The following is a 13905-nucleotide window of genomic DNA, read 5'->3' as shown; positions in this document are numbered from 1 at the left end:
ATTTAGAACGAATGGAATTTGATATATTTGATACTCAGAATTAAAAAGTTAATATAATTATTAACGTTTTATTATCAAAAAAAAGGTAATAAAATTCATATTATTGCTTTAAAATTTAACCGCACCATGATTGAAATCAAAGATTTACATAAGTCCTATAAAATGGGGAGTTCTGAACTTCATGTATTGAAAGGAATTAATTTTAATATCAATGAAGGAGAGTTGGTCGCTATAATGGGATCATCAGGTTCCGGTAAATCTACACTTCTTAATATTTTAGGAATTCTTGACGAAGCTGATTCCGGCAGTTATATTTTAGATAAAACCCCAATAAAAAATCTCAACGAGACCGTTGCTTCCAGATATAGAAATAAGTTTTTAGGATTTGTATTTCAGTCTTTTAATTTGATAAATTACAAATCAGCTCTTGATAATGTTGCGATGCCTTTGTATTATCAGGGTGTAAAAAGAAAAGAACGTTATGAAATTGCAATGAAATATCTGGAGAAAGTGGGTTTAGGAACGCATTATCATCATTTGCCCAATGAACTTTCGGGAGGACAAAAACAGCGGGTTGCCATTGCCAGAGCATTAGCATCAAATCCCAAAGTTTTACTGGCTGATGAACCCACAGGAGCATTAGATACAAAAACTTCTTATGAAGTTATGGAGCTGATTCAGGGAATTAATGATGAAGGAAAAACGATTTTGATAGTTACACATGAACCGGATATTGCAGCCATGTGCAAAAGAAATGTGGTTCTGAAAGACGGATTAATTATTGATGATAAAATGGTAGAACAAGTTAGAGCTTCGTCTTATGTTTAATATTGAACGCTGGCAGGAAATATTTGATGCAATTTCTAAAAACCGGTTAAGGACTTTCCTGACCGGAGTTTCTGTAGCTTCAGGGATTTTTATTCTTGTAATTTTATTAGGAGCCGGCAAGGGACTTCAAAACGGAATTGAAAAACAATTTGAAAATGATGCCGAAGGAATTATTGAAGTCTGGTCGAATGTTACTACTAAACAATATAAAGGTCTGAATCCGGGCAGACAAATCCAGTTGCGAAACAGCGATTACGATCTTCCGGTAAAAAAATACGATTCGGAGATTAATAAAAAATCAAAATCCAGAGTGACTTGGGGCGGTTCAGTTACTTACGGGAAGGAATCAGGTAATTATCAGCTTAGAGGTGTCAATCCCGATTATATATCACTTGAAAACGCCACAATTGTTCAGGGACGTTTTATAAATGATAATGATTTAAAAAATCATGAAAAAGTTGCAGTAATAGGACTTAAGATTAAACAGGATTTGTTTAAAGATGCTGATCCACTTGGTAAAATAATAGTAGCTAATGGAATCAATTTTAAAATAGTAGGCGTTTTTACGGATCCTGCCGGAGAAAGGGAAGAATCCAGAGTCTATATGCCGGTAACTACCAATCAACGCGCTTTTGGTGCCGGAGATAAAATAAGCGGAATGATGTTCGTGTTGAATAAAAAAGCGAATTATGACGAAGCATTAGCCCAATCCAAGAAATTCACCGATGGGGTAAAGGAATTATTGAAGAGTAAAAATATCATTGCTCCGGATGATGACAGTGCCATTGGAATTTATAATTCGGTAGAAAATGCCAAACAATTTTACGACTTAAATCTGTATATCCGATTGTTTTTTTGGTGGGTAGGTATTTGTACTATTATTGCGGGTGTGGTTGGTGTAAGTAATATTATGCTGATTATTGTAAAAGAAAGAACTAAAGAAATTGGTATCAGAAAAGCACTTGGCGCTTCGCCGTTTTCTATTGTATCCATGATACTTCATGAATCTATTTTTATTACCACAATTGCCGGCTTTACAGGTTTATTAGCCAGTTTGCTTTTGCTGGAATTTGTTGGTCCCTTGGTACAAAGCGAATATTTCAGAAATCCGGAAGTTGATTTTGGTGTGGCATTAACAACGCTTGGCTTACTCGTGTTTGCCGGAGCAGTAGCCGGATTTTTTCCGGCTTACAGAGCTGCTAAGATAAAACCGATTGTAGCACTCAGAGACGAATAATTATGTTTAGAAAAGATAATTGGGACGAGATTTTACAGGCTTTAACAGCCAATGTTTTTAGAACTATTCTAACAGCATTTGGAGTTTTCTGGGGTGTTTTTATTTTAGTGATACTGCTTGCTGCAGGAAATGGTCTGGAAAACGGAGTTAAAAAAGGTTTTGACGGGATCGCTACCAATACCATGTTTATGTGGAGTCAGACTACCTCAAAAGCCTATAAAGGACTACCTAAAGTACGCCGTTATGATTTTAGAAATAGCGATGTCCAGTCTTTAAAACAAGCAATGCCTGATTTGTTATATGTTTCGCCACGCAATCAACTGGGCGATTTTAATGGTACAAATAATGTGGTTAGAGGAACAAAAACCTCGGCATTTACCATTTATGGAGATTATCCGGAGCTTATAAAACAGCAACCCATGGATATTATACAGGGACGTTTTATCAATCATCAGGACATTAATTCAAAAAGGAAAATAGCAATTATAGGAAAAGGTGTTGTCACAGCACTTTATACAAAAGAAGAAGACCCTATTGGGACTTACATAAAAATTAACGGAATTAATTTTATGGTGGTGGGTATTTATAATTCGAAACAACAGGGAGGAAATGCCGAAGAGGAACAAAAAAATATTTTTATTCCGTTTACCACTTTTCAACAGGCATTTAATTACGGAGATAAAGTAGGGTGGATGGCACTTACCGCCAGAGACGAAGTATCTATTACTAAACTAAAACCAGAAATTTTAGAGCTAATTAAATCCTTGCATTCCATTAATCCAAAAGACGACAGAGCAGTAGGGAACTTTGACTTGTATGAACAATTCAACAAAGTACAAAGTCTGTTTACTATTTTAAAAATCATCGCCTATTTTGTGGGAACTTTAGTATTGATATCCGGTGTTATTGGTATTTCTAATATTATGCTCATAGTTGTTAAAGAACGTACTAAAGAAATAGGAATCAGAAGAGCTTTAGGAGCAACTCCTGGAGCAATTCGTAGTCAGATTTTATCCGAATCAATATTTTTAACAATCATCTCAGGGATGTTAGGCATTGCTGTTGCTACAGGAGTTATTGCACTTTTAAATATGTTTTTAGATTCGATGCCGCCGGAAAGCAACACTATGTTTGCTAATCCAAGTGTTGATTTAAGAGTTGTATTTGTAGCGTTGTTGATATTAGTAGGTTCCGGTTTACTGGCAGGATTTATACCTGCACAAACAGCAATTAATGTTAAACCTGTTGATGCTTTAAGAGCAGAATAAATTTCAGTCAGAATAATCGAATAAACCATAAATAAAAATGAAAAAAGGAGTAACGATAACCATATTAATTATCATTGTAATAGTTTTTTTTAGTGCACTTTATTATTTGTACGCAAAAAATCAGGCGCCGTCAGTAGTTTTTAAAACCGAAAAACCAATTACTAAAACGATTGTAAAAAATACGATTGCAACAGGTAATATTCAACCGGATGAAGAGGTTTTAATTAAGCCAAATATCTCAGGAATTATTGAGACGGTGTTTATCAAAGCTGGTGAAAAAATCAAAGCTGGCGATAAAATTGCTAAAATCAGAGTTGTTGCTAATGTTTCTAATGTGAGTAGTACTCAAAATCAGGTGCAGACAGCCAAAATAGCATTAGATAATCAGGAGAAAATTTTTCAAAGACAAAAAACATTATTCGAAAAAGATGTCATTTCGGCCAATGATTTTGATGGAGCACAATTAGCTTACAAACAGGCAAAACAGAATTATTTAGCTGCAAAACAAAGTCTGGATATTGTTAAAACAGGAACCACAACTTCGTTAGGAAGCTATGCCAATACATTGATTCGTTCTACAGTGAACGGAATGATTCTGGATGTTCCTGTTAAAGAAGGAAATCAGGTTATCGAAAGTAATAATTTTAATGAAGGAACCACCATTGCCAGTGTTGCTGATGTGGGAAGAATGATCTTTATTGGAAAAATTGATGAATCAGAAGTAGGAAAAATAAAAGAGAATATGCCTATTGAAATTACCATTGGTGCTATTGAGAACAAGAAATTTAATGCCGTTTTAAATTACATAGCTCCTAAAGGTGTTGCTGAAAATGGTGCCATTCAATTTGAGATCAAAGCTTCTTTACAAAACAATGATGCTACTTTTATCAGAGCCGGTTTAAGTGCAAATGCTTCGATTATTTTAGAAAAAGTGAATAAAGCACTGGCAATTAAGGAATCCTTAGTGCAATTCGATAAAAAAACACAAAAGCCTTATGTTGAAATCGAAACAGCTCCTCAAAAATTCCAAAGAAAAGATGTGGTTTTAGGAGTTAGTGACGGAATTTATGTTCAGGTGAAAAGCGGTATCAAAAAATCAGATAAAATTAAAATCTGGAATCAGGGCTTGATAGCCGAAGGTGACAAAAAATAAATTGAAGCCCTAAAAACTTCTTTTGGTTTAAAAAATGTTAAATTTGCGTAGTGTCTTACTATGCTTTCATTCAAAATATATGAAAATAAATAAATACAATCGTTTTGTTTTTGCGCTGTTTTTTGGGTTTAGCCTATCAGGTCAGGCACAATCAAAACAATGGACTTTAGAAGAATGTGTAAGATATGCTTTAGACCATAATATCTCTATTAGACAATCCGAATTGGACTCACAATCAGCAACTATTGATAAGAAAGATGCTTTTGGCAGTTTTTTACCTTCGGTGTCAGCTTCGGCTTCTCATTCGTGGAATATTGGTTTGAACCAGGATATCACTACGGGGATTTTGCAAAATCAAACTACGCAGTTTACTTCTGCCGGAGCCAGTGTAGGAGTTGATATTTACAGAGGTTTACAAAATTTAAATACTTTAAGAAGAGCCAATCTTTCTATTGTTGCAGCACAATATCAATTGCAAAAAATGAAAGATGATATTGCGCTAAATGTTGCTAATGCTTATTTACAGGTGCTTTTTAACAAAGAAAATTTAAAAGTTCAAAATGAGCAATTGGCTATTGATAACAAGCAATTAAACCGAACTCAGGAACTGGTTAATGCCGGAAATTTACCTAAAGGCGATTTATTAGATATAAAAGCAACTATTGCTGCTGATAATCAAAAAGTAATCAATGCAGAGAATGCTTTATTGATCTCTAAATTAAGTCTTGCACAACTTTTACAGTTAGAGAGTTTTGATAATTTTGATATTGCTGATACGAATGAGTTTCAAATGGATCAAAGTATATTGTCTCAGACTCCTACAGCCATTTATGATAAAGCCAGTCAGGAACGAATGGAGTTGAAAATAGCACAGACAAATTTAGAAATAGCACAAAAAAATGTAATGATTGCCAGAGGAGCTTATCAGCCTACTTTGAGAGGATTTTATAATTTTAACAGCCGTGTTTCTTATGCTGATATTGCTTTAAGAGACAATCAGGGGAATGTTATTGGAACACAATCACCGCCTAAATTTATGGATCAGTTTAATGATAATAAAGGACAATCATTTGGAGTTCAGTTGAGTGTTCCTATTTTTAATGGTTTTTCAGTTAGAAATAATGTAGAACGGTCTAAGGTAAACTTTGAAAAATCTAAAATCGCTTTAGAACAACAGCAATTAGATTTAGAACGAAATGTTTATACTGCTTTTACAGATGCTAAAGGAGCTCTAAAGGCTTATGAATCAGCAATTGAAGCATTAGATTCCAGAAGCCAATCCTATAATTATTCTAAAGAAAGATTTGAAGTGGGCTTAATGAATTCATTTGATTTAAGTCAGTCGCAAACTTTGCTCTCTAATGCACAATCGGAAGTTTTAAGGACCAAATACGATTATATTTTTAAAACAAAAATATTAGAATTCTACTTTGGAATTCCAATTATAAAAAATTAGTAAGTTATGTCGAAGAAAAATATTTATATTCTTTTAGCCGTTTTTGTTGTAATAGTTGGTGTATTACTGGTTTTAGGAAAAAAAGGCATTTTAGGAAATAAAGAAGACTTTAAGGAAATAGAAATTGCAAAAGTAGTTCCTATGACTATTGTCGAAACGGTATCGGCAACCGGTAAAATACAACCCGAAATTGAAGTAAAAATCGCACCGGAAGTTTCAGGAGAAATCATTTTGTTAAATGTAAAAGAAGGTCAGGTAGTAAAAAAAGGAGATTTATTAGTAAAAATAAATCCTGATTTATATACTTCCAGTTACAATCGTTCTTTATCAAATTTATCAGGAAGTAAAGCGGGCTTAACCCAAAGTGAAGCTTCCTTTAAAGAAGCTAAATCCAGTTATGAACGCAACAAATCCTTGTATGAAAAAGGGATTATTTCAAAATCAGACTGGGACAAGGCAATTGCTTCTTATGAAGTTGCTAAAGCCACTAAACAAAATGCTTTTTATACGGTTCAGAGTGCATCAGCTACTGTAAATGAAGCAAAAGATAATTTAGGGCGTACTACCATTTATTCTCCTGCTGACGGAACTATTTCAGTGCTGAATGTAGAATTAGGCGAACGTGTTTTAGGAACGCAGCAAATGGCGGGAACTGAACTTTTAAGGGTTGCCAATTTAAACAATATGGAAGTGGAAGTGGATGTGAATGAGAATGATATTGTCAAAATTAAAGAAGGAGATTTTGCCAATGTGGAAGTGGATGCTTATTTAAAAAAGAAATTCAAAGGCGTGGTGACCAGTATTTCTAATTCGGCAAGTTCTGCTTTAACGGCTGATCAGGTGACTAATTTTAAAGTTAAAGTTCGAATTTTAAAAGAATCCTATGAAGATTTATTACAAGGAAAACCGGCGACCTATTCGCCCTTTAGACCAGGAATGACTGCTACAGTAGATATTATCACTAAAACAAAGAAAAATGTTCTGGCTGTTCCCATCAGTGCAGTGGTTGTAAAATCGGATACCACAGCGGTTTCTGTTCTGGATAAAAAAATGCCGGATGAAAAAGAGGATAAAAAGGAAGCTCCTAAAAGCGATAAAAAGTTAGAATGTGTTTTCCTGAAAGTGGGGGATAAAGCTAAAATCAGGATTATTAGAACCGGAATTCAGGACGATACTAATATTGAGATTTTAAGCGGTGTTAAAAAAGGAGATAATGTAATTACAGGACCTTATACCATCGTGAGCAAAGAATTAAATTCGGGTGATAAAGTAACAGTAAAGTCGGAAAACAATAAAAAATAACGCTTACGTTTTCATTCTTTTTAATTTTTCAGACCTTTGTAAAAAAAAGAAATACCATTGAATAATTATATACTTAATATAGAAACTGCTACAAAAAATTGTTCTGTTTCGATTGCTCAAGATGGCAAAACTATTATTTGTAACCAAATTGCCGAAGAAGGCTATTCTCATGCCGAACGCTTGCATGTGTTTATTGAAGAAAGTATTGCAGCAGCCGGAATCACTTTTAAGGATTTAGTTGCGGTTGCAGTAAGTCAGGGTCCGGGTTCTTATACCGGATTGCGAATAGGTGTTTCGTCGGCAAAAGGATTGTGTTATGCATTAGAAATTCCATTAATAGCGGTAGATACTTTGCAGGCATTAGCGGCTCAGGCAACTATTGAAAATGGTTTGATTGTACCCATGTTAGACGCCCGAAGAATGGAAGTTTATAGTGCTATTTTTTCGAATAAATTAGAAGTAAAAAGAGCAATTCTTGCTGAAGTTATCACCGAAGATTCTTTCCAGGAATATGATGAAATTTTATATTTTGTAGGCGATTGTGCCGATAAATGTAAAGAGGTGTTGACCCGGTCTAATTTTGTTTTTTTAGAAGAAATAAAATATCCGTCTGCTAACGAAATGAGTGCTTTGAGCTATGCTAAATTCCTTAAAAATGATTTTGCAGATGTAGCCTATTTTGAGCCTTATTATCTGAAAGATTTCATGATTACTACTTCTAAAAAATAGTAAAAACTATATTATACCATTAAGATATTAAGAGAATTTAGACTTAATGCGGCTAAATGTCTTAATGGTTTAAAAATTTAAACAAGTTTGTAAACCAACAAAGCGTTTCAACCGAAACGCTTTGTTGGTTTTTTTAGATAAATGTTGTCTTAAGCATTAATTGCTTCTACCTGGATTTTGTCATCGTTAAGCATGCTTTTCAACATGTTTTCAATTCCTGATTTTAAAGTAAAAGTAGAAGAAGGACAACCGCTACAAGCACCCTGAAGAATCACTTTTACAACTTTGCTTTCTTCATCATAAGATTCAAAAGCAATATTTCCACCATCGGCAGCTACAGCCGGTTTTACATATTCTTCCAGAATATTGATAATTTGTTGCGAAGTAACATCCAGTTTATCGAAGGCTTCCGTTTTAATTTGGTCTTCTTTTTCGGCATTGATTACTACGCTGTCATCAAGTACAATTCCGCCATTTTCAATGTATTGTTTGATAAAAGTTCGTAGCTCAAGGGTAATTTCGTCCCAGCTGTTAAGTTCATATTTAGTTACCGAAATATAGTTTTCATCAATAAAAATTTCTTTTACATAAGGAAATTTAAATAATTCTTTTGCCAGCGGTGAAGCAGCAGTCTGGTCAATATTTTTAAATTCAACAGCATTTTTTGTCAGCATTCGGCTTACCACAAATTTCAAAGCTGACGGATTAGGAGTTGTTTCTCCGTAAACGGTAACAGGCTGTTTTTTAGGTTTGTTTTCGTCCAGCGTAATGATAGTTCCGCCTTTATTTACAAATTCTTCAATTTGTTCAGCAACAGCTTCTTTAACATCATCCCATTCTACAATACTAAATCTTTCTACGGCTATAAAATTACCGGAGATGTAAACGGTTTTTACAAATGGTAAATAAAATAATTGTTGTGCCAGAGGAGAAGATTTAGCTTCATCTATATTTTTAAACTCGAAACTTTCATTTTTAGTGATAAATTCCTCAAACTCAAACTTTAATATCGTTGGGTTTTGTGTTTCTTTGATCGTTATTTTTGTCATGATTTTTGTAAATTTTTACAAATTTAGTAAAGTTATTTTCTATGAATAACTATATTTGAATTATTAATGAATAAATTAACTTAACTTTTGTTTTTGGACAAAGTTTCTTTCATTTTTTCAAATTCACTTTGATTAATTTTTTATAAAAATGTATACCAAAATTAGATACTTTGTCCTCTGTTTTTTTATGGGTTTATGTACCTATTCTCAGGAAGGGATTCCCGTATATTCTGATTATCTTTCGGATAATTATTATTTGCTGCATCCTTCGATGGCAGGGGCATCTAATTGTACTAAACTTCGATTAACAGCCCGGAAACAATGGTTTGATCAGGAAGACGCACCTTCGCTTCAAACCTTAAGTTTAAACGGAAGAATTGGTGAAAAAGCCGGTGCCGGAATTATACTTTTTAATGATAAAAATGGTTATCATTCTCAAAAAGGTGTAAAACTTACTTATGCCTATCATTTAATGTTTTCCAGAGACGAAATCGATCTGAATCAATTGTCGTTTGGGATCAGCGGAGGCTTGATTCAAAGCAATCTGGACGAAACTTCTTTTTTACAATCAGGAGATTTTGACCCAACGATTAACGGAACAATTGTTCAGAAAGATTCCTATTTTAATGTTGATTTTGGGATGTCTTATAATTATCTGGATTTTTATGTTCACGGTACAGTGAAAAACACCATTGAAACCCGACGCGAAATTTATTCTGATGTCGAGAGTGATAATTTAAGAAAGTATATTTTGAGTACGGGATACATTTTTGGAGATAAATCCCGGATTTTATGGGAACCTTCGGTATTGTTTCAATATACTGAAACGACTACTGAAAAGGCAATTGACCTGAATTTAAAAGCTTATAAAAGCATGGATTTTGGTACTTTGTGGGGTGGTTTGTCTTATAGAACCAGCTTTGACGGAGCCGAATTTAATACCGGAAACGGCACCGCTAAACAAAGATACCAATCTATTACACCTATTGTAGGCGTTAACTTTAAGAACGTGATGTTTGCTTATACCTATTCTCATTTAGGAGGCGATGTAAAGTTTGGGACCGGTGGATTCCACCAAATTACATTAGGTCTTAACTTGTTCTGTAAGCGTGAAAAATACGAATGTCATTGTCCGGCAATTAATTAATTTTATTCCAAATGATAATTAAAACCATTAACGGAAAATCACCTGATATTCCTGAGGATTGCTACATTGCTGAAAATGCTGTTATTGTGGGCGATGTAAGTTTAGGCACTTCTTGCAGTGTTTGGTTTAATGCGGTACTAAGAGGTGATGTCAATTACATTAAAATTGGAAACAAAGTTAATATTCAAGATGGAGCTGTTGTTCATTGTACCTATCAAAAACACCCAACTATTATAGGGAATAATGTTTCTATTGGGCACAATGCCATTGTTCATGGTTGTGTGATTCAGGATAACGTTTTGATAGGAATGGGAGCTATTGTGATGGATAATTGTGTTGTAGAAAGCAATTCGATTGTTGCGGCAGGTGCTGTGGTTACTCAAAATACCATTATTACTTCGGGTTCTATCTGGGCAGGTGTTCCGGCTAAGAAAGTAAAAGACCTCAATCAATCTGGCTTTGCAGGCGAAATTGAACGCATTGCCGATAACTATTTATTGTATTCGAGCTGGTTTAAAGAAGAAGAATAGAAAACACAGGTATTCGACAAGCTCAGACTGACATTTTTTAAGGACTTCTTATAAATTGATTCTTTCAAAGAAGGAGTTTTTGTAGCTTTCGCTGATAGGAATACGTTTATCAGCCAGTAATACTTTATTTTTCTGAATGGATTTCACGTATTTAATATTGATAATATACGAACGGTGAATTCGCGCAAATCCTTTGGTCGAAAGTAAATTTTCGAGCTTTATCAAACTGATTAAGGTTAGTGTAAATTTGTTGTCAGTGGTATATATTTTGACGTAGTCTTTCAAGCCTTCGATAAATAAAATATCCGAAAAATTTATTTTTACATTTTCATATTCTGAACGTACAAACATAAAATCAGGTTCAATTTCCGGAGCAGCTACTTTGGGAGTAAGAACAGTGGATGTTAGATTTTGAGAATTAAATAGTTGTTGGGCTCGCATTACTGATTTTAAAAAACGATGAAAAGGAATTGGTTTTACCAAGTAATCCACAGCTCCAAGATCAAATCCTTCTACAGCATAATTAGAATAGGCAGTTGTAAAAATAACAATTGGTTTTTTATCAATTGCATTTAGAAAATCAATACCTGAAAAATGAGGCATTTCAATGTCCAGAAAAATCAGGTCAATATTCGAATTATTGATTACAGTAATGGCATCAATAGCATTATTAAAAGTTCTGATCAATTCAAGACTTTCAACTTTACTCACAAATTCTTTGATTAATTCAACCGCTAAAGGTTCATCATCTATGATTACGCACTTCATCTTGTTTTAATTTTCTAATTCCAGTTTTAAATTCAGGCGAACACTATATTTTTTATCCGTTTGTTCAATTGTTAATTGATGTGCATTAGGATAGAGTATATTGAGTCTGTTTTTAATATTGGTTAAACCAATGCCGGAGTTGTTAGGATCTTTGGATTGATTTTCAATTTTGTTTTCAATATAAAAATCTAAAATAGTATCTTCTATGCTAATTTTAATTTTGACAAAAGCGGTTCCTTTATAGTCGGTTCCATATTTGAACGCATTTTCAATAAACGAAATAAGCAGCAGCGGTTCAATGGTCTTGTTTCTGGTTTCGCCGTGAATGTTGATAAAAATATTTTCAATGTTGTTTAATCGTAATTTTTGTAATTCGATATAATTCTTAATATAGTTGATTTCCTTTTCTAAAGATACGGCTTTATTGTCGGTTTCATAAAGCATGTAGCGCATCATTTCCGATAAGGTTACAATCGCATCTGGAACTAAATCTGATTTTTTATAAGCTAAAGAATAAATACTATTTAAGGCATTGAATAAAAAATGCGGATTAGTTTGCTTTCGCAAATAGTTTAATTCTGTTGTTGTTTTGCGTGTTTCTGAAATTAATTTATTCTGCTGATTGATATAAAATTCAGAAAGTGTTTTAATTAAGGTACTGATTGAAACGATAAACAAATAAAAAAGCGAAGGGAAAAACTTGAAAAACTGTGGTGGTTTTTTAAGGAATCTTTTCTCAGGGATAATTTCTTTTCCGGAAGCATCAAAGAGTTTCTGATGGGGTAAATTGTGAAATTCAGGACTGAAATAAAAGATTTTAATACAGGTTAAAACAGCAATTACAGTAAAAATGATTCCTAAATAAGCACCGTATTTTTTTTGGAGGAGTAAATTAGGAACAAGATAAAAATAATTAGCGTAAAATAATAAAATACCACTGGTCCATTGTACATAAAATTCAGCATTAATACTTGTGAAATTTTGGTAAAATGGCAATAAGGAGGCAATTATTAAAAAGCACCAAATGATACTGTGTATCAGTATTTTGTTTGAATTGTTATTTGTAATTCCCTCTAAGTTCATCTAGGTTTTAATAGCTAATAAAATTAAATCTTTTTTCGTAATGGTAGGTGAATTATTGTTTTTCAGTTTTTGTAAAACTAAATTACCAACTTTTAATGCTTCTTGTTCGTTTTCGAATGATTTTTTATTTGCAATCACCGGAATTATCGATTGTCTGATAATAATTTGTTCCTTATTTTTAATGACATAACCCCAGCCGGTTTCTGTTTTAATCGATTCTAAACTTAAAGTGTCTTTGTTATTGCAGGAAATAAAAAATACTAAAAAAGAAAGCAGAAAGGCTGTTTTTATGCTGTTTAACAAAAAAATCTTCCGGATGTTTGTCCGGAAGAAATGTAGGGTTGTATTAGTTGTCATCATCATTTTGTTCCTCCTGAGGTTTAAATTCCCAAACATCATCATAATAAGAAGATCCCGATCTGCCTAATAAAACAAAGCCTCTTTCGTTAATTGAAAAGCCTATAGCGTCCGTTCTTCCGGATCCTTCTAAGGCTGTTTTTTCTTCCCATATATCAGTTGACGGATTGTATTCCCAAATCGTTTTTGAACTCTCTCCGCATGCCAGATATCCCAATCCGTTTATTGAAAAAGAAGAAGCGTTCGAACGGGTAATTACATAATCATCATTGTAGGACTCATCATCATCGTCATCCTGATCAATATCACGTTTTTTTGTCCAGGTATCGGTAGCTGGATCAAACATCCAAAAATCAACCTGATAAGCACCGTTGTTAATTCCTGCCACTAAATAAGCTTTGTCGTCAATTGTAAAAACCGAAGCATTTCGTCTTTTATTACCACTAAACCCATTTATTTGTGTCCATGAATCAGAAGTTGCATCATACAGGTAAAAATCTTTCAGGTAATTACCATCATATCCGGTACCAAAGTACGCTTTTCCTCCCACCTGAAATCCCACTGCTGAGTAGCGGGCTGTTCCGGTAAAATCAGCTTTTTGTGTCCAGCTGTTGCTATCCGGATTGTATTGGTAAAAATCTTTTAGTTTATTCGTTCCATCATATCCTAAACCTATATAACCATTTCCGTCTAATTCAAATCCTGATGCTGAACTACGGGCTACTCCTGTAAAATCAGCTTTTTGTTCCCAGTAATCACCATCAGAATTGTATGCCCAAAGATCTTTTAAATATTCATCGCCTGTGTAACCAGTAGCAACATAAGCATAGGAACCAATCACAAAACTTGTTGCACTGGATCTTGCCGGACCGTCAAATGAGGATTTTCTAATCCAGTTTCCCAGTAATTCTTCTTCATCATCATTGCTGCAACTTACAAATACCAGTCCCATCAATAACAGGGTAATTAATGTTCTTCCTTTTAAAATAGTCATAGTT

General features: G+C 33.8%; 14 protein-coding genes. 9 read left to right on the top strand and 5 right to left on the bottom strand.

All coding sequences use genetic code 11. The annotated features are described in order from the left end of the window. Positions 1 to 126 precede the first annotated feature (126 nt). From BUB89_RS02550 to tsaB, 7 genes are all read left to right on the top strand, one after another. Positions 127 to 828, top strand: coding sequence for an ABC transporter ATP-binding protein (locus BUB89_RS02550; RefSeq protein WP_073241540.1), 702 nt, complete (start codon positions 127 to 129; stop codon positions 826 to 828). After that, complete coding sequence (locus tag BUB89_RS02545; protein WP_073241538.1) at positions 821 to 2065, top strand: ABC transporter permease; 1245 nt, start codon at positions 821 to 823, stop codon at positions 2063 to 2065. The genes BUB89_RS02550 and BUB89_RS02545 overlap by 8 nt, the downstream gene beginning before the upstream one ends. Positions 2066 to 2067: 2 nt before the next feature. Further along, positions 2068 to 3333 carry an ABC transporter permease gene (locus tag BUB89_RS02540; RefSeq protein WP_073241536.1) on the top strand — a complete coding sequence of 422 codons (1266 nt, stop codon included), beginning with the start codon at positions 2068 to 2070 and terminating at the stop codon, positions 3331 to 3333. Between the two features lie 37 nt (positions 3334 to 3370). Then, entirely contained in the window at positions 3371 to 4486 is a 1116-nt protein-coding gene (locus tag BUB89_RS02535) for an efflux RND transporter periplasmic adaptor subunit (protein ID WP_073241534.1), read from the top strand. Between the two features lie 79 nt (positions 4487 to 4565). Beyond that, positions 4566 to 5942 (top strand): TolC family protein, encoded by a 1377-nt coding sequence (locus tag BUB89_RS02530; RefSeq protein ID WP_073241532.1) that lies wholly within the window; start codon positions 4566 to 4568, stop codon positions 5940 to 5942. A gap of 6 nt (positions 5943 to 5948) precedes the next feature. Then, positions 5949 to 7244, top strand: coding sequence for an efflux RND transporter periplasmic adaptor subunit (locus tag BUB89_RS02525; RefSeq protein WP_073241530.1), 1296 nt, complete (start codon positions 5949 to 5951; stop codon positions 7242 to 7244). A gap of 57 nt (positions 7245 to 7301) precedes the next feature. Continuing rightward, positions 7302 to 7973, top strand: coding sequence for a tRNA (adenosine(37)-N6)-threonylcarbamoyltransferase complex dimerization subunit type 1 TsaB (tsaB, locus tag BUB89_RS02520; protein ID WP_073241528.1), 672 nt, complete (start codon positions 7302 to 7304; stop codon positions 7971 to 7973). A 149-nt stretch (positions 7974 to 8122) separates the two neighbouring features. On the opposite strand, the gene BUB89_RS02515 is transcribed toward tsaB, so the two are convergent. Further along, positions 8123 to 9022: a NifU family protein gene (locus BUB89_RS02515; RefSeq protein ID WP_073241527.1), complete on the bottom strand. Its 900-nt coding sequence runs from the start codon at positions 9020 to 9022 to the stop codon at positions 8123 to 8125. A 148-nt stretch (positions 9023 to 9170) separates the two neighbouring features. Between BUB89_RS02515 and BUB89_RS02510 the strand changes: the two genes are divergently transcribed. Continuing rightward, entirely contained in the window at positions 9171 to 10169 is a 999-nt protein-coding gene (locus BUB89_RS02510) for a PorP/SprF family type IX secretion system membrane protein (protein ID WP_073241525.1), read from the top strand. An 11-nt stretch (positions 10170 to 10180) separates the two neighbouring features. Next, the gene (locus BUB89_RS02505) at positions 10181 to 10699 is read left to right on the top strand and encodes a gamma carbonic anhydrase family protein (protein ID WP_073241523.1); all 519 of its coding nucleotides are present in this window, start codon (positions 10181 to 10183) and stop codon (positions 10697 to 10699) included. A 48-nt stretch (positions 10700 to 10747) separates the two neighbouring features. On the opposite strand, the gene BUB89_RS02500 is transcribed toward BUB89_RS02505, so the two are convergent. From BUB89_RS02500 to BUB89_RS02485, 4 genes are read right to left on the bottom strand one after another with little or no spacing between them, the layout of a single operon-like run. Then, positions 10748 to 11467, bottom strand: a complete 720-nt coding sequence (locus BUB89_RS02500) for a LytR/AlgR family response regulator transcription factor (RefSeq protein WP_073241521.1) — start codon at positions 11465 to 11467, stop codon at positions 10748 to 10750. A gap of 6 nt (positions 11468 to 11473) precedes the next feature. Next, complete coding sequence (locus BUB89_RS02495; protein WP_073241519.1) at positions 11474 to 12550, bottom strand: sensor histidine kinase; 1077 nt, start codon at positions 12548 to 12550, stop codon at positions 11474 to 11476. Next, complete coding sequence (locus BUB89_RS02490) at positions 12551 to 12853, bottom strand: DUF4907 domain-containing protein (protein ID WP_234982503.1); 303 nt, start codon at positions 12851 to 12853, stop codon at positions 12551 to 12553. Between the two features lie 43 nt (positions 12854 to 12896). Further along, positions 12897 to 13901: a Kelch repeat-containing protein gene (locus BUB89_RS02485; RefSeq protein WP_073241517.1), complete on the bottom strand. Its 1005-nt coding sequence runs from the start codon at positions 13899 to 13901 to the stop codon at positions 12897 to 12899. Between the last annotated feature and the right edge of the window lie 4 nt (positions 13902 to 13905).

Source organism: Flavobacterium flevense, assembly GCF_900142775.1.
Lineage (GTDB): Bacteria > Bacteroidota > Bacteroidia > Flavobacteriales > Flavobacteriaceae > Flavobacterium > Flavobacterium flevense.
The sequence above is the reverse complement of the archived record's forward strand: the minus strand, read 5'-3'. Positions and strand labels throughout refer to the sequence as shown.